Here is a 16,505-nt window from a genome sequence, read left to right on the forward strand (position 1 = left end):
GCCAGGGATCCCGCCGTGAGCCCGTCGCGCCTGTTCATTCTGCGGCCCGTGGCCACCACGCTGTCGATGGTGGCCATCCTGATCGCCGGCTTCATCGCCTACCGCCTGCTGCCGGTATCGGCTTTGCCCGAAGTCGATTACCCCACCATCCAGGTCACCACGCTGTACCCCGGCGCCAGCCCGGACGTGATGACCTCGCTGGTCACCTCGCCGCTGGAGCGGCAGTTCGGGCAGATGCCGGGGTTGAACCAGATGTCGTCGACCAGTTCGGGCGGCGCGTCGGTCATCACCATGCAGTTCAACCTGACGCTGCCGCTGGATGTCGCCGAGCAGCAGGTGCAGGCGGCCATCAACGCCGCGTCGAACCTGCTGCCCAGCGACCTGCCGGTGCCGCCGACCTACAACAAGGTGAACCCGGCCGACGCCGCGGTGCTGACCTTGGCGATCACCTCGCCGACCATGCCGCTGCCGCAGGTGCGTGATCTGGTCGACACGCGGGTGGCGCAGAAGCTGTCGCAGATCCCCGGGGTAGGCCTGGTCAGCGTGGCGGGCGGGCAGCGCCCGGCCGTGAGGGTGCAGGTCAATCCGCAGGCGCTGGCGGCCAACGGCCTGGGGCTGACGGACCTGCGCACCGCGGTGGTGGGCGCCAACGTCAACCAGCCCAAGGGCAACCTGGACGGGCCGTTGCGCTCGACCACGATCAATGCGAACGATCAGCTCAAGTCGCCCACCGACTACAACAACCTGATCATCGCCTACAAGAACAACGCCCCGCTGCGCCTGTCCGATGTGGCGCGCGCGGTGGAAGGCGCCGAGGACACGCGCCAGGCGGCGTGGGCGGGCGACAAGCCGGCCATCCTGCTCAATATCCAGCGCCAGCCGGGCGCCAACGTGATCGACGTGGTCAACCGCATCCAGACGCTGCTGCCGCAGCTGCGCGCGGCGCTGCCGGCCACGCTGGACGTGACGGTAGTGTCCGACCGCACCCAGACCATCCGCGATTCGGTGGCCGACGTGCAGTTCGAGATGCTGCTGGCGGTGGCGCTGGTGGTGATGGTGACCTTCGTGTTTCTGCGCAGCATCACGGCCACGTTGATTCCCAGCGTGGTGGTGCCGCTGTCGCTGGTGGGCACCTTCGGCATCATGTATCTGGCCGGATTTTCCATCAACAACCTGACGTTGATGGCGCTGACGATCGCCACCGGCTTCGTGGTGGACGACGCCATCGTCATGATCGAGAACATCGCGCGCCACATCGAAGAGGGCGAGACGCCGCTGCAGGCCGCGCTCAAGGGCGCGTCGCAAATCGGCTTCACGCTGATCTCGCTGACGTTCTCGCTGATCGCGGTGCTGATCCCGCTGCTGTTCATGACCGAGGTCGTGGGGCGCCTGTTCCGCGAGTTCGCGATCACGCTGGCGGTGTCCATCCTCATTTCGCTGGTGGTGTCGCTGACCCTGACGCCGATGATGTGCGCCCGCTTGCTGCGCGCCGAGTCCGAGCAGAAGCACGGCCGCTTCCACCTGGCCACCGGCGCCCTCATCGACCGCGTCATCGCGGCCTATGACCGCATGCTGCAAAAGGTGCTGCGCCACCAGCCGCTGACCCTGCTGGTGGCGCTGGCCACCTTCGCGCTGACGGTGCTGCTGTACATCCTGATTCCCAAGGGTTTTTTCCCGCAGCAGGACACGGGCCTGATCCAGGCCATCACACAGGCGCCGCAGTCCATCTCGTTCACCGCCATGGCCGACCGCCAGCAGGCGGCGGCACGGCTGGCGCTGGAAGACCCGGACGTGCAGGCGGTGTCCTCGTTCATCGGGGTGGACGGCAGCAACGCCACCCTCAGCGCCGGGCGCATGCAGATCGCGCTCAAGCCACAGGCCGACCGTCAGGGCGACCTGCCCACCGTCATGGCCCGCCTGCAAGCGGCCTTTTCCAAGCAGGACGGTCTGACCGTCTATATGCAGCCGGTGCAGGACCTGACCATCGAAGACCGCGTCAGCCGCACGCAATACCAGATGACGCTGTCCAATCCGGACCTGGCGGTGCTGAGCGAATGGACGCCTAAGCTGATCGACCGCCTGCGCCAGGTGCCGGGCTTGAAGGACGTGACCGACGACCTGCAGGACGACGGGCTACAGACCTGGGTCGAGATCGACCGCGACGCGGCCTCGCGCCTGGGCATCACGGCGGCGGTGGTGGACGAGGCGCTGTACGACGCGTTCGGCCAGCGGCTGATTTCGACCATCTTCACCCAGTCCAACCAGTACCGCGTGGTGCTGGAGGTGCAGCCGCAGTTCCAGATGAATCCGGCGGCATTGGGCCAGATCCACGTGCCGACCTCGAGTGGGACGCAGGTGCCGCTGTCGTCCATCGCCCGCATCACTGAAGGCAAGACGGTGCTGGCCGTGAACCGGCTGGACCAGTTCCCGATGGTGACCGTGTCGTTCAACCTGGCGCACGGCGCCTCGCTGTCTGCCGCGGTCGAGGCCATCACCGCGGCCGAGGCCGAGATCGGCATGCCGGCCAGCGTGGAGACCCGCTTCCAGGGCGCGGCGCTGGCGTTCCAGAATTCGCTGTCCAGCACGCTGTGGCTGATTCTGGCCGCCATCGTCACGATGTATATCGTGCTGGGCGTGCTGTACGAAAGCTACATCCACCCCATCACCATCCTGTCGACGTTGCCGTCGGCCGGGGTGGGGGCGCTGCTGGCGCTGCTGATCAGCGGCACCGAGTTGGACATGATCGGCATCATCGGCATCATTCTGCTGATCGGTATCGTCAAGAAGAACGCGATCATGATGATCGACTTCGCGCTGGACGCCGAGCGCAAGCGCGGCCTGTCGCCCCGCGCGGCGATCCATGAGGCGGCGCTGCTGCGGTTCCGGCCGATCCTGATGACCACGCTGGCGGCGCTGTTCGGCGCGCTGCCGCTGATGCTGTCGTCGGGCACCGGCGCCGAGCTGCGCCAACCGCTGGGCCTGGTGATGGTGGGCGGCCTGCTGGTGAGTCAAGTGCTGACCTTGTTCACGACGCCCGTGATCTACCTGATGTTCGACCGCATGTCGCGGCGCTGGCGCGGCATGCGCGAGGCGCGCGCCGGGGACGCGTCATGATTCTGTCGGCCCCCTTCATTGTCCGGCCGGTGGCGACCACGCTGCTGTCGCTGGCGGTCGTGCTGGCGGGCATGCTGTCGTTTTTCCTGTTGCCGGTGGCGCCGCTGCCGCAGGTGGACATTCCGACGATCTCGGTGTCGGCCAGCCTGCCGGGCGCCAGCCCCGAAACCATGGCATCCAGCGTGGCCACGCCGCTGGAGCGGTCGCTGGGCAGCATCGCGGGCGTGACCGAAATGACGTCGAGCAGCACGCAGGGCTCGACCCGCGTGACGCTGCAGTTCGACCTGTCGCGCGACATCAACGGCGCCGCGCGCGACGTGCAGGCGGCCATCAACGCGGCCCGTTCGCTGCTGCCGACCAGCCTGCGCAGCAACCCCACGTATCACAAGTCCAATCCGTCGGATGCGCCCATCATGACGCTGGCGATGACGTCCGACACGCTCAGCCAGGGCCAGCTGTACGACCTGGCGTCGACCATCGTGGCGCAGAAGCTGTCGCAGGTGGACGGGGTGGGCGAGGTCACGGTGGGCGGCAGTTCGTTGCCGGCGGTTCGCGTGACGGTGCTGCCGGGCGCGCTGGCCAACCGCGGCGTGTCGCTGGACGACGTGCGCACGGCGCTGGCCAATGCCAACGCCAACCGCCCCAAGGGCGTGCTGGAAAACGACCGCTACCACTGGCAGGTGATGGTCAACGACCAGCTCAGCCGGGCCGAGCAATACCGGCCGCTGATCGTGGCCTGGCGCGACGGTGCGCCCGTGCGTGTGTCGGACGTGGCCAAGGTCGAGGACTCGGTCGAGGACCTGTACCAGACCGGCTTCTACAACGAACGCAAGGCGATCCTGATGATCGTGCGGCGCCAGGCCGACGCCAACATCATCGAGACCGTGGACGCGGTGCGGGCGCAGCTGCCGGTGCTGCTGGCGCTGATGCCGGCCGACGTGCACCTGACCGTGGCGCAGGACCGCACACCCAGCATCCGGGCGTCGCTGCACGAGGCCGAGCTGACGCTGATCATCGCGGTGGGCCTGGTGGTGCTGGTGGTGCTGCTGTTCCTGCGGCGCTGGCGGGCGGCCATCATTCCCAGCATCGCGGTGCCGGTGTCGCTGATCGGCACGTTCTGCATCATGTACCTTTGTGGCTTCACGCTGAACACGATTTCGCTGATGGCGCTGATCGTGGCCACCGGTTTCGTGGTGGACGACGCCATCGTGGTGCTCGAGAACATCATGCGCCATGTCGAGAACGGCATGTCGCCCATGCGGGCCGCGCTGCGCGGCTCGAGGGAAGTGGGCTTTACGGTGCTATCCATGAGCCTGTCGCTGGTGGCGGTGTTCATTCCCATCCTGCTGATGGGCGGGGTGGTGGGGCGGCTGTTCCGTGAGTTCGCGGTGACGCTGTCGGCCTCCATCATGGTGTCGCTGGTGGTATCGCTGACGCTGACGCCCATGATGTGCGCGCGCCTGCTCAAGCCCGAACCCAAGGAACCCGAGCCGCCGGGCCGCCTGGCGCGCTGGGCGGAAAGCGGCTTTGCCTGGATGCAGGACGGCTACCGCCGCAGCCTGGCCTGGGCGCTGGCGCACAGCCGCCTGATGATGCTGATATTGGCGGCGGCCGTGGGCCTGAACGTGTACCTGTATACGGTGGTGCCCAAGGGCTTTTTCCCGCAACAGGACACCGGCCAGCTGCTGGGCTTTTTCCGGGTCGACCAGGGCACTTCGTTCCAGGCCACCATCCCCAAGCTGGATGCGCTGCGCAAGGTGGTGCTGGCGGACCCTGCCGTGCAAAGCATGACCGGCTATGCCGGCGGGCGCGGCGGCAGCAACAGCAGCTTCATGCAGATCCAGCTCAAGCCGCTGGCCGAACGCCAGGTGTCGGCCGACCAGGTCATCAACCGGCTGCGCGCGCGGTTGCAGAACATGCCGGGGGCGCGCATGTTCCTGGTGTCGCAGCAGGACATCCGCATCGGCGGGCGCCAGAGCCAGGGCTCGTACGACTACACGCTGATGTCCGGTGACCTGCAACTGTTGCGCAGCTGGATGCCCAAGGTGCAGCTGGCGATGTCGAAGATTCCCGAGATCACCGACGTGGATACCGACGTCGAGGACAAGGGCCGCGAAATCAACTTGGTGATCGACCGCGAGGCCGCCACGCGGCTGGGCGTGAGCATGTCGACCATCTCGACCGTGCTGAACAATTCCTTCAGCCAGCGGCAGGTGTCGGTGATGTACGGGCCGCTGAACCAGTATCACGTGGTGATGGGCGTGGATGCCGCGTTCGCGCAGGACATCGAATCGCTCAAGCAGGTGGAAGTGATCACCTCGGCCGGCACGCGCGTGCCGATGGCGGCGTTCGCCCGCTTTGAAAATGCCAATGCGCCGCTCAGCGTGCAGCACCAGGGCCTGTTCGTGGCCGACACGGTGTCGTTCAGCCTGGCGCCCGGCGTGTCGCTGGGGCAAGCCACCGCGGCGATCGACGCCGAGGTGGCGCGCATCGGCCTGCCGTCGGATCAGATCCAGGCCGGGTTCCAGGGCACCGCGGCGGCGCTGCAACAGACGCTGGCGCAGCAGCCCTGGCTGATCCTGGCGGCGCTGGTGACCATGTACATCGTGCTGGGCATCCTGTACGAGAGCTTCGTGCATCCGCTGACGATCCTGTCGACCTTGCCGTCGGCGGGCCTGGGCGCGCTGCTGGCGCTGCTGCTGGTGCGCACCGATTTCACGCTGATCGCCCTGATCGGGGTGTTTCTCCTGATCGGTATCGTCAAGAAGAACGCCATCATGATGGTGGACTTTGCGCTGGATGCCGAGCGCAACCAGGGCATGGCGCCGCGCGAGGCGATTTTCCAGGCCTGCCTGACGCGATTCCGCCCGATCATGATGACCACCATGGCGGCGATCTTCGGCGCGCTGCCGCTGGTGGTGGCCACCGGCGCCGGCGTCGAGATGCGCCAGCCGCTGGGCATTACCATCGTGGGCGGTCTGGTACTGAGCCAGATCCTGACGCTGTACACCACGCCCGTGGTTTATCTTTACCTAGACCGTTTCCGTCTCTGGGCTGCGCGCGGGCGCACCCGGCGCGCGGGCGGCGACGCTTCCATAGAACAAATATGATCCGCAACGCCCAGCCTTTCCCCTACGCAATCCTGCCGCGCGCGGGCGCGGTGCTGGCGCTGTGCGCCGTGCTGAGCGCTTGCGCCGTCGGCCCTGATTACCAGCGTCCGGCGCTGGACGTGGGCGCGGACTACAAAGAAGGGCAGGTCGAAGTGCCGGGCTGGAAACAGGCCCAGCCGCGCGACGAGGCCGACCGCGGGCAGTGGTGGCGTGTGTATGACGACGCCACGCTCAACGAGCTGGTGGATCGCCTGAACACGTCGAACCAGACTATCGCCCAGGCCGAGGCCAACTACCGGCAGGCGTTGGGCCTGGTGCGCGGCGCGCGCGCCGGTTTCTTTCCCACGGTGGGCGCGGGGGCGGGCCTGACCCGCTCGGGCAGCGGCGGGGGCAGCGGTTCGTCGTCATCGACGTCGGGCGGCAGCGGCGGCAGCAACGTGTCGAACCAATATTCGCTGACCGGCAACGTCAGCTGGGAACTGGACGTATGGGGCCGGGTGCGTCGCAGCGTCGAGTCGTCCGAGGCCAGCGCCGCGGCCAGCCAGGCCGACCTGGCCGCGACCCGGCTCAGCGCGCAGGCCTCGCTGGTGCAGGCCTATCTGCAATTGCGCGTGCTGGACGAACAGAAGCGCCTGCTGGACGCCACCGTGGCGGCCTACGAGAAGTCGCTGCAGCTGACGCAGAACCGCTACAACGTGGGCGTGGTTGGGCAGTCGGACGTGGCCGTGGCGCGCACGCAGGTCGAAAGCACGCGCGCGCAGTCCATCGACCTGGATTGGCAGCGCGGGCAGTACGAGCACGCGATCGCGGTGCTGATGGGCCAGGCGCCGTCGCATTTCACCTTGCCGCCGGCAGCCTTCAACGTGCAACTGCCGCAGATTCCGGTGGGGCTGCCGTCCGAGCTGCTGGAACGCCGTCCCGACGTGGCCGCCGCCGAGCGCCGCGCGGCCGCGGCCAATGCGCAGATCGGCGTGGCGCAGGCGGCCTGGTTCCCCAGCCTGACCTTGTCGGCCGACGGCGGTTTCCGCAACGGCCAGTTCGCCGACCTGCTGACGGCGCCAGCGCGCTTCTGGTCGCTGGGGCCGGCCTTGGCGATGACTCTCTTCGACGGCGGCGCGCGCCAGGCGCAGGTGGAACAGGCGCGCGCGTCCTTCGACGCGCAGGCCGCGGCCTATCGCCAGGCGGCGTTGGTCGGGCTGCGCGAGGTCGAGGACTACCTGATCCAGCTGCGCGTGATGGAAAACGAACAGACCGTGCAACGCCGCGCGCTGGAAGCCGCGCGCGAGTCGCTGCGGCTGATCCAGAACCAGTACAAGGCCGGCCTGGTGGACTACCTGAGCGTGGCGGTCGTGGACGCGACCGCGCTCAACAACGAGCGCAGCGCGCTCAGCCTGTACGGCAACCGGCTCGTGGCCAGCGTGAACCTGATCGTCGCCCTGGGCGGTGGCTGGGACGGGTTGCCTGGCACGCAGGGCGCCGCTGCGCAGGCGGCGCCAGCCGCGGCCCCTGGCACGGCGCCCGCCACGGCGCCGGCTCCCACGGCGGCGCCCGCGCCCGCCGCGCAGCCCTAGGGATAACGCCTAACCTCTCCTCGGCCCGATTGACAAGCCAGGGCGCCGGGTTCTTAATGCGTCAAAAGTGACCATTCGGTCACTCTGGACGCACTGCCCGGGATGGCATCCGTGCCATGCCTGGCCGACTCGTCCGCATCGCGAAGTACCGTTGCGCCGGATTCCGTTTGATCAATCGAACACTTCTCATGAAGGGGAAAGAGGATGGGCAGGTTTTTTCGTGCAAGGAAGGGCGGCGCGGCCGCGCGCCTGGCATTGGCCGGCATGGCCGTGGCAACAGCCGCCATCGCCGCGCCAGGCGCCGCCGTCGCGGCATGGCCCGAGCGGCCCATCACGCTGATCGTGCCCTTCCCGCCGGGCGGCACCACCGACATCTTCGCGCGCACCATTGCCGAGCACATGCGGCCGACGCTGGGCCAGTCCATCGTGGTGGAGAACAAGCCGGGCGCGGCCGGCAATCTGGGCGTGGCCGCGGCAACGCGCGCGCAGCCGGACGGCTACACCATCGTGCTGGGCTCGGTGGGCACCCAGAGCGTCAATCAATTCCTGTACAGCAACATTGGCTTCAACCCCGCCACCGACCTGGTGCCGCTGGGCATGATCGCGTCCACGCCCAATGTCATGGCGGTCGCGGCCGGCTCGCCCTGGCGCACGCTCGATGACGTGATGAAGGCGGTGAAGAAAGACCCCGGCAAGTATTCCTATGCATCGCCGGGCATCGGCTCGTCGGTGCACCTGACCGGCGCCTATTTCGAGTCGATGGCCGGTCTGCAGATGCTGCATGTGCCGTTCAAGGGCTCGTCGGCCGCGATTCCGGCGGTAATCGGCGGCCAGGTCGACATCCTGATGGACAACCTGCCCAGTTCGATGGCGGCGCTGAAGGCGGGCGACCGTCTGCGCGGCATCGCGGTCACGTCGGCCGAGCGCAGCCCCGCCGCGCCTGACCTGCCCACCATGGCCGAAGCCGGGCTGCCGGGCTTCGAGGTCACGGCCTGGTCGGGCCTGTACGCGCCGCGCGGCACGCCGGCTGCGGTGGTGGACAAGCTGATCGTGGCGATGAAGCAGGCGCTGCAATCGCCCGCGCTGAAGCAGTCGCTGGCGCAGGGCGGGGCCACGCCCGGCAACCTGTTCGGCGCGGACCTGGCGGCCTTCGAGGTGAAGGAACGCGACAAGTGGGGCAAGCTGATCCAGAGCCGCGGTATCAAGGCGGACTGACAAGGCGGGGCCGCGGCCGGCCCCGCGCTACATCGCGTCATCCCGCGCCTCGATGCCGAGCGCGTCAAACGCTCAAGGCGAAGGCGCCAGGATCCACCGCGGGGCGCTGACCCCGCATCAGATCCGCCAGCATGCGCGCGCTGCCCGCGGCCAGGGTGAAGCCCAGGCCGCCATGGCCGGCATTCAGCCACAGGTTGCGCCAGGGCGTGGCGCCGATCAGCGGCTTGCCGTCGGCACGTGCCGGACGCAGGCCGGCCCAGGCTTGCGGCGCGCCGGCGGGATTCAGGCGCGGAAAGAACCGCGCGACGTCGGCTTGCAGGCTCTGCACGCGGCGCGGGTCGATCGCGGCGTCCTTCGCGCCGATATCGACCATGCCGGCTACGCGCAGGCGCTGGCCCAGCCGCGCATACACGACCTTGCGGCCGATATCGCTGATGCTGGCGACGGGCGCGAGGCTGTCCGGCGTCAGGTCGTACGTCAGGCTGTAGCCCTTGAGCGGATAGATGCCCAGGTCCAACCCGATGCGTCGCGCCAGCGCCTGCGCGCCGATGCCGCCGGCCAGCACGTAGTGGTCGGCCTGCAGGTCGCCGCCGGGCGTGGCCAAGGCCGCGATGCGGCCGTTCTCGGTGCGCAGGGCCGATACCGGCGTGTTGAAGTGGAACCGCACGGTGCCGGGCGCGGCCCGTAGGATGCGTTCCAGTTCGTCGCACAGGCGCAGGCAGTCGCCGGCGTCCTCGGTCGGGGTGTAGATGGCGCCGGCGATGCTGGCGCCGATGTCGGCCAGCGAGGGTTCCAGGTCCAGGCAGGCCCGGCGGTCCAGCGCGCGTTGTTCGCAGCCCAGCGAGGCCTGGTAGTCCATCTGCGCCAGCGCCCGGCTGTAACTGGCCGCGTCCTGGTAGACCAGCAGCTTGCCGCTGGAACTGAAATCGAAGGCCGGCTGTTCGCGGCCGACCAACTCGTGTACGCAGAGACGGCTGTACAGCCCCAGCGCCAGCAGCTCGCGGGTGGTGGCGCGGCTTTGCGCGCGGGTGCAGGCGCGCAGGAAGTCCAGGCACCAGCGCCACTGGGCCGGGTCCAGCCGCGGTCGCCAGCGCAGGGGCGTGTCGCGGCCCAGCAGCCAGGCGGGCAGCTTGGGCAGCACCGCGGGGTCGGCCAGCGGCGCCACGAAGCTGTAGCTGAGCTGGGCGCCATTGGCGCGGCTAGTGACCAGGCCCGGACCGGGGCCGGCGTCCACTACGGTGACCTGGTGGCCTTCGCGGTGCAGGATATAGGCGGTGGCCATGCCGACCACGCCCGCGCCGATGACGATTGTGCGCATGATGCTCCGGGAGAGGGCGCCGCCCGCGGGTCGGCGCCGGATGACAGGGACGGCGCAGCCGCGCGTAGCGGTCCGCGCAGTGGCGAGGGATCAGGCGGTTGGCGTGGCCGCGCCTGCCCAGGATGGCGTGTCGAAGCCCGGCGCGGCGCGGTCGTCGCCGCGCAGCAGACGGCCGGGCCGCGCGCCGGTGGGCACGCCGTTCTCTTCCACCTGTTGACCGTTGACCAGCACGGCCTGGATGCCGGCGGACGGCTGCAGCGGATCGGCAAAGGTGGCCATGTCGACGACGGCGGCGGGGTCGAACACCACCACGTCGGCATAGCAGCCCGCGCGCAGCACGCCGCGGTCGCGCAAGCCGAACTGGGCAGCGGTCAGGCTGGTCATGCGGCGGATCGCCTCTTCCATGCCCAGCACCCGCATTTCGCGCACATAGCGGCCCAGTACGCGCGAAAACGCGCCCCACAGGCGCGGATGCGGCCGCTGGTCATGCGGCAGGCCGTCGGAGCCGATCATCACGTGGCGGTGGCCGATGACGCGCTTGACGTCGTCTTCATCCATCGAGAAATAGATCGCGCCGCCCGGCGACAGCTCTTCGGCCAGCCGCTGGGGGTCCTTGCCCTCGCGCGCGGCCAGCTCGCGCAGATCCACACCCTGGATCTCGGGCCGGGTCTGCGACCAGGTCACGATGATCTTCTCGCCGGCCGGCACCCGGCGCGGTTCCAGGATGGTGGACGAGGCGGCGTAGGGGTAGACGTCCATACCCAGCGGCTGGTCGGCGCGCGCGCGGTCGAACAGCGCCAGCGTCTCGGCGGTGCGGCCGTGGTTGTGCTTGCCGGTGACCTTGTGGTGCGACAGGATGGCGGGCACGTCGGCGGCGCGGCCGATCAGGAAAGCTTCTTCCATGGAATCGCAGACGTGGTCGGCCTCGTCGCGCAGATGCGTGGTGTACAAGCCCTGCCAAGCGGCCAGCGGCGCGGCCACGCCGATGACCTCTTCGGTGCTGGCGTGCATGGCGGTGGGGTAGTACAGGCCGGTGGACAGGCCCGCGGCGCCAGCGGCCATGGCCTGGTCCAGCGCATGGCGCATCGCCGCGATCTCGTGCTTGTCGGCGGGGCGGTCCAGCCGGTCCATGGCCGACACCCGCAGGCTGGAATGGCCCACCAGCGCCAGGCTGTTGACGGCCGCCGGGCTGGCGTCCAGCGCGGCGGCGTAGTCCTGCATGCGGGCGTACAGCTCGCCCGTATGCTGGGCCAGCAGGTTCAGCGGCGGCGGCACCGTGTCGCCGGGCGCGCGCACCGGCGCCAGGCTGATGCCGCAATTGCCCGTCACCACGGTGGTGACGCCCTGGCTGACCTTGGGCCGCATCAGCGGCGAGGCCAGCAGGGCGCGGTCGTCGTGGGTATGGCAGTCGATGAAACCCGGCGCCACGACCTTGCCGGCGGCATCCAGGCGGCGCTTGGCCGTCCAGCCGGCGCCGTCGCCGACGGCGGCGATGCGCTGGCCCGAAATAGCCACGTCGGCGCGGCGGGCCGGGCCGCCCAGGCCGTCGGCGACCAGGCCGCCGCTGATGATGAGGTCGTATTCGTGTGGATCGGGATGCGCGTGCATGAAGGGTCTATGTCTCGGTATCGACAGGCGGCCGGGGTTTCTTGCGGCGCGCCTCCAGGGTGGCCAGGGATTCGGTGTTGAGTGGGTCCGGGAAGCCGTGCTTGACCAGGTGCTCGAGCGCGCCGTTGATACGGTCCCAGCCTTCGGGGGTGCGCAGCGGCACGCCCAGGAAGTGGCTTTCGGTCTTGGCGCGCAGCATCAGGTACAGCACCCCCGCCAGCATCACGCTGACGACGGCGGGCGTATCCATGTCGGGGGTCAGGCCGTCGACGCGGTCGATGAAACCGCGCGCGGCGCGTTCGCGGCGTTCGGCCAGCGGCGCGGACACCTCGTTGCGTTCGATGAGTTCCCAGCGGCGCACCTCGCGCAGAGACTCGTTGCCCGCCAGCGCGTCGATCTGGGCGCGCAGCATGGACAGCACCAGGTCGCCGGGGCTGCGCTGGCTGGATTCGTCGGCGGCCAGCAGGCCCGGGTTGCGGGTCCAGAAGTCCTGTTCCTGCATCCAGGCCAGCATCAGGCCGGGCATGCCGTCGAAATAGCGGTAGATGAGTTCCTTGCTGACCCCGGCGCGCTTGGCGATGGCATTGATGCCCACGCCCTGCATGCCGGTTTCCTTGATCTGGTCTTCCAGGGCTTGCAGGATCTGGCGCTCGGTGTTTTCACGTCGGGACATGGGCCGATTCCTTCATGAGGATGAGGGAGCGGGCGGGGTCCGGCAGACCGAACACCCGGCCGTCGGCCATGTCCACAACGAGTTCGCTGACGGTATGGCCGATATGCCTGCCATCTTGCCAGACTTCGCTGCCCAGGTAGACGGCATTGGCGCGCCGCCGGGCGGTCGGAAACGACGGATCGGCCTGTTCGATGCCGATGACGCGCTGCCGGGCGTCGACCAGGATCCGGTCGCGTCCGGCCGCCTGGATCACCACAGGCGCGCGCAGGCTCAAGGCACGATAGGCACCGGCCTGGCCCGTCAGGTCTTGCCAGGCCAGGTCGGCCATGGCCTGGGCCAGCGGCGGGCAGGGAAAGATCGCGTTGTGCAGCACCGCCAGCCGGCAGGCGCCGTTGTCGCGCGCGGCCTGGCCCCGGTCGGGGCGGCGGTCGACCCGCGCCGTGTTGCCCCAGGCCAATTGACCGTCCGCCGACAGGGCGATCAGGCCCGCGTCGATTTCCGGATGGGCTTGCAGGACGCCGGCCACCGCGTTTGCCGGGGCCTGCCCGGCCGCCAGTTGCCGCAGCACCGCCTGATTCAAGGGCAGGCCATCGGCGCCAGGGCGGTTGGGCAGGCGGTGTCCGGTCACCAGCCCGACCCCGTCGGCGCCCGGCAGGAATTGCACCAGGGGCTCGGGGCGGTCGGGGCCGCTTTCGATCAGGGCTGCGTGGCTTGCCCGCAGCCAGGCCGGCGGCAGGTCCAGCGCGGTCACGCCGCCGCGTTGGACCGTTGCGTGGTGCACGCGGGCGTCTTCGTCCAGCACGGCGAACACCGCGAACCCACCGATGGCGCCGTGGCCCAGCAGCTCGGCGGCCAGGGCGGCCGAGCGCACGGCCGCGCCCGCGTTGGGACCGTAGGCGGCGACGCCGATGGTCATGCCGGGTGCCTTTGCAGGGTCATGGCGTCAGTCCGTATTGCTCGTCACGGGGTCGACGATGTTCAGGTTGGTGATGAAGCGCTGGAACAGCATGGCCAGCGCCAGCGGCGGCAGGGCGGCCAGCATGCTGGCCGCGGCGAACAGCCCCAGGTCGGCGCGAAAGCCCGGCATCAGCGGCGACAGGCCCAGCAGCGCCGCCGACAGCGTCTGCGCCGAGGTGCCGCCGGTCAGCACGATGGCGAACAGCAGGTCGTTCCAGCCCACCAGGAAGGCGATGATGAAGGCCGCCGCGATGCCCGGCAGCGCCATCGGCAGGGTTACGTGGCGCAGCATCTGCCAGCGGGTGCAGCCGTCCATCCGCGCGGCGCGTTCGATCTCGACCGGCAACGAGGCGAAGTAGCCCATCAGCACCCACGACAGCAGCGGGATCACGGCGGTCAGGTAGACGATCCACAGCCCGAACAGGCTGCCGGCCAGGCCGATGGCCGCGAAGAACACGTAGTACGGAATCAGCAGCGCGATGGGCGGCAGCGTGCGCGAGGCCAGCAGCACGTACAGCAGGGGGCCCTTGACGGGGAATTCGAAGCGCCCCAGCACATAGCCCGCCAGCGTGGCGATGGCCGTGCCGGCCGCCGCGGCGGGCAGCGCCACCAGCGCGCTGTTGATGAAGCCGGCCATGATGGCGCGGGTCTGGCCGCCGAAGATCGAGTCTGAACTGGACAGGCCCAGCACGCGCAGGTAGTTCTCGATGGTGTAGCCGCCGGCGTTGTGCGCCACGCCCATGATGATGGCGGACTCGTCCATGAACGAGGCCTTCAGCGTCCAGTACAGGGGGAACAGGCACCAGAACGCCACGCCGGCCACGCCGGCGCCCACCAGCCAGGGGCGCCAGCCTTCGCCGGCCGCTCTTGCGGTTTCACTACGCATGGCTGGCTCCTTGCGGGCGCTTCTTGCGGATCAGCATGAAATAGGCCGTGGCCAGGAGCAGCGACAGCACCGTCAACAGGAAGGCGGCGGCCGAGGCCAGGCCGTACTTCGAGAACTCGAAGTTGTAGCGGAAGATCAGCAGCGGCAGGATCTGCGTGGACGTGCCGGGCCCGCCGCGGGTCAGCGAGAACAGCAGGTCGAACTGCCGCACGGCCTCGACCGTCATCACCACCAGCACGATCAGCGTGGTGTGTTTCAGGTGGGGCAGCGTGATGTGGCGAAAGCGCGCCAGCGGACCCGCGCCATCCACCCGCGCCGCGCGGTACAGGTCGCGCGGAATGGTCTGCAGCGCGGCCAGGTAGAAGAAGCTGCCCAGCGGCGCGATATGCCACACGAAGGCCAGCGCCACCCAGAACAGCGCCCAGTCGCTGCCCAGCCAGACCGTGCCCGGGCCGGCCAGCCCCAGCGGCGACAGCAGGCCGGTCAAGGCGCCGAAGCTGGGATTCAGGAGGAACGAGAACACGGTCGCCGTGACCACCTGCGACATCGCCCAGGGCAGCAACGCCAGGCCCCGCACCAGGCCGCGCAGCGGCATCTCTTCGTTCAGCACCAGCGCGATGCCCAGGGCCGCCACGAAAGAGCCCACCACGCACATCGCCACGAATCCCAGGCTGCGCCAGATGGCGTCGGTGACGGCGGGGTCGGACAGCACCTCGCCGTACAGATCGGCGCCGACGAATTCCTGCGTTCGCAGGATCGCGTTGGTGTCGTGCAGGCTCAGCCAGAACGAATAGCCCAGCGGCACGCCGATGATCAGCGTGTTCAGCGCGTACACCGCGATGATGACCGTCAGCGCGAAACTCAGGTCCGACATTTCCTTGCCGCCGCGCGGGGCGCGCGGCGCGGACGCGCGAGGCAGGCTGGCGGCGCTCATGCGCGCGGCTCCTGGCCGCCGTGCACGCGCAGGCCGGCGGCGTCGAACAGATACAGGTGGGCCGCGGGCAGGGCCAGTGCGATGGGGGCGCCGACCTCGTAGCGGCGCTCGGGCGGTAGCCGGGCGCGCAGACGCGGGCCGTCTTCACCGGCGGTGACGACGTCGATGAACTGATCCGGACCCACGGGTTCCACTGCCCAGATCTGGCCTTGCAACAGCAGGCCGTCGCCGGTCAGCGGCGCGGGCGCCATGGCCTCGGGCCGGATGCCGATGGCGGCCTGGCTGCCGGCCGGCAGTGCGCGGGCCGCGGCCGCCAGCGCGGGCGGCAGCACGTAGACGCCGCCGGCGGTGTGCAGCGCCGGGGCGCCGTCCTGCGCCTGCAGCGTGCCGCGCAGGAAGTTCATGCCGGGGTTGCCGATGAAGTCCGCCACTTCCATGCTGGCCGGGCGGCGGTAGATGGTGTCGGGGTCGGCGAACTGCAGCAGGTTGCCGCCCGACATTACCGCGATGCGGTCGGCCAGCGTCATGGCCTCGACCTGATCGTGCGTCACATAGATGAAGGTCGCGTTCAGGCTGCGGTGCAGGCGTTTGAGCTCGACCCGCATGTCGGTGCGCAGCTTGGCATCCAGGCTGGACAGCGGCTCGTCGAACAGGAACAGATCGGGGTCGCGCACCACCGCGCGGCCGATCGCCACCCGCTGGCGCTGGCCGCCGGACAGCTGGTAGGGCTTGCGGTCCAGCATCGACTCGACCCGCAGCAGCGCGGCCGCCCGGTCGACCCGGGTGCGCACTTCGGCCGCGGGCATCTTCTGCATGCGCAGCGGAAAGCCGATGTTCTCGCGTACGGTCATGTGCGGATACAGCGCGATGCTCTGGAACACCATGGCCACGTTGCGCCGGTGCGGCGGCACCTGGTCGACCCGCCGGTCGTCGATGCGGATCTGGCCGCCGGTGGGCGTGTCCAGCCCGGCGATCATGTTCAGCGTGGTGGTCTTGCCGCAGCCCGAGGGCCCCAGCAGCACCACGAATTCGCCGTCGCGGATATCCAGGTCCAGCGAGCGCACCGCCGTGAAGCGGGTATAGGACTTTTCGATGCCTTGCAGGGAAACGCTGGCCATG

The 16,505-nt window shown here is 69.3% G+C and carries 11 protein-coding genes; 4 read left to right on the forward strand and 7 right to left on the reverse strand.

Annotated elements, in window-relative coordinates; all coding sequences use genetic code 11:
• Positions 1–15: 15 nt before the first annotated feature.
• The 4 genes from A9974_RS13970 to A9974_RS13985 all read left to right on the forward strand — a co-directional run bounded on the left by A9974_RS13970 (position 16) and on the right by A9974_RS13985 (position 9,010).
• Positions 16–3,114 carry an MdtB/MuxB family multidrug efflux RND transporter permease subunit gene (locus tag A9974_RS13970; protein ID WP_183004774.1) on the forward strand — a complete coding sequence of 1,033 codons (3,099 nt, stop codon included), beginning with the start codon at positions 16–18 and terminating at the stop codon, positions 3,112–3,114.
• Complete coding sequence (locus tag A9974_RS13975; RefSeq protein WP_183004775.1) at positions 3,111–6,224, forward strand: multidrug efflux RND transporter permease subunit; 3,114 nt, start codon at positions 3,111–3,113, stop codon at positions 6,222–6,224. Before A9974_RS13970 ends, A9974_RS13975 begins: the two co-directional genes overlap by 4 nt.
• A complete protein-coding gene (locus tag A9974_RS13980; protein ID WP_183004776.1) occupies positions 6,221–7,795 on the forward strand; it encodes an efflux transporter outer membrane subunit in 1,575 nt (524 codons plus the stop codon). The genes A9974_RS13975 and A9974_RS13980 overlap by 4 nt, the downstream gene beginning before the upstream one ends.
• A gap of 204 nt (positions 7,796–7,999) precedes the next feature.
• Complete coding sequence (locus tag A9974_RS13985; protein ID WP_255468166.1) at positions 8,000–9,010, forward strand: tripartite tricarboxylate transporter substrate binding protein; 1,011 nt, start codon at positions 8,000–8,002, stop codon at positions 9,008–9,010.
• A gap of 64 nt (positions 9,011–9,074) precedes the next feature.
• Here the strand turns inward: A9974_RS13985 and A9974_RS13990 are convergent, their stop codons facing one another.
• From A9974_RS13990 to A9974_RS14020, 7 genes are all read right to left on the reverse strand, one after another.
• The gene (locus A9974_RS13990; RefSeq protein ID WP_183004777.1) at positions 9,075–10,328 is read right to left on the reverse strand and encodes a D-amino acid dehydrogenase; all 1,254 of its coding nucleotides are present in this window, start codon (positions 10,326–10,328) and stop codon (positions 9,075–9,077) included.
• Between the two features lie 90 nt (positions 10,329–10,418).
• Positions 10,419–11,936 (reverse strand): amidohydrolase family protein, encoded by a 1,518-nt coding sequence (locus A9974_RS13995; protein WP_183004778.1) that lies wholly within the window; start codon positions 11,934–11,936, stop codon positions 10,419–10,421.
• 7 nt (positions 11,937–11,943) lie between these two features.
• Positions 11,944–12,609, reverse strand: coding sequence for a TetR/AcrR family transcriptional regulator (locus A9974_RS14000; RefSeq protein ID WP_183004779.1), 666 nt, complete (start codon positions 12,607–12,609; stop codon positions 11,944–11,946).
• A complete protein-coding gene (locus A9974_RS14005) occupies positions 12,596–13,525 on the reverse strand; it encodes a hypothetical protein (protein WP_183004780.1) in 930 nt (309 codons plus the stop codon). The genes A9974_RS14000 and A9974_RS14005 overlap by 14 nt, the downstream gene beginning before the upstream one ends.
• Before the next feature lie 27 nt (positions 13,526–13,552).
• Positions 13,553–14,452, reverse strand: coding sequence for a carbohydrate ABC transporter permease (locus tag A9974_RS14010; protein WP_183004781.1), 900 nt, complete (start codon positions 14,450–14,452; stop codon positions 13,553–13,555).
• Positions 14,445–15,386 carry a carbohydrate ABC transporter permease gene (locus A9974_RS14015; RefSeq protein ID WP_255468167.1) on the reverse strand — a complete coding sequence of 314 codons (942 nt, stop codon included), beginning with the start codon at positions 15,384–15,386 and terminating at the stop codon, positions 14,445–14,447. Before A9974_RS14015 ends, A9974_RS14010 begins: the two co-directional genes overlap by 8 nt.
• Positions 15,383–16,504: an ABC transporter ATP-binding protein gene (locus A9974_RS14020; RefSeq protein WP_183004782.1), complete on the reverse strand. Its 1,122-nt coding sequence runs from the start codon at positions 16,502–16,504 to the stop codon at positions 15,383–15,385. Before A9974_RS14020 ends, A9974_RS14015 begins: the two co-directional genes overlap by 4 nt.
• Position 16,505 lies beyond the last annotated feature (1 nt).

This window comes from Achromobacter sp. UMC71 (genome assembly GCF_014170305.1).
Lineage (GTDB): Bacteria > Pseudomonadota > Gammaproteobacteria > Burkholderiales > Burkholderiaceae_B > Achromobacter.

Coding starts and splice junctions, on each gene's coding strand:
- A9974_RS14010 (WP_183004781.1), bottom strand. CDS start 14,452: ATGCGTAGTGAAACCGCAAGAGCGGCCGGCGAAGGCTGGCGCCCCTGG.
- A9974_RS13995 (WP_183004778.1), bottom strand. CDS start 11,936: ATGCACGCGCATCCCGATCCACACGAATACGACCTCATCATCAGCGGC.
- A9974_RS14020 (WP_183004782.1), bottom strand. CDS start 16,504: ATGGCCAGCGTTTCCCTGCAAGGCATCGAAAAGTCCTATACCCGCTTC.
- A9974_RS13985 (WP_255468166.1), top strand. CDS start 8,000: ATGGGCAGGTTTTTTCGTGCAAGGAAGGGCGGCGCGGCCGCGCGCCTG.
- A9974_RS13990 (WP_183004777.1), bottom strand. CDS start 10,328: ATGCGCACAATCGTCATCGGCGCGGGCGTGGTCGGCATGGCCACCGCC.
- A9974_RS14005 (WP_183004780.1), bottom strand. CDS start 13,525: ATGACCATCGGCGTCGCCGCCTACGGTCCCAACGCGGGCGCGGCCGTG.
- A9974_RS14015 (WP_255468167.1), bottom strand. CDS start 15,386: ATGAGCGCCGCCAGCCTGCCTCGCGCGTCCGCGCCGCGCGCCCCGCGC.
- A9974_RS13975 (WP_183004775.1), top strand. CDS start 3,111: ATGATTCTGTCGGCCCCCTTCATTGTCCGGCCGGTGGCGACCACGCTG.
- A9974_RS13980 (WP_183004776.1), top strand. CDS start 6,221: ATGATCCGCAACGCCCAGCCTTTCCCCTACGCAATCCTGCCGCGCGCG.
- A9974_RS14000 (WP_183004779.1), bottom strand. CDS start 12,609: ATGTCCCGACGTGAAAACACCGAGCGCCAGATCCTGCAAGCCCTGGAA.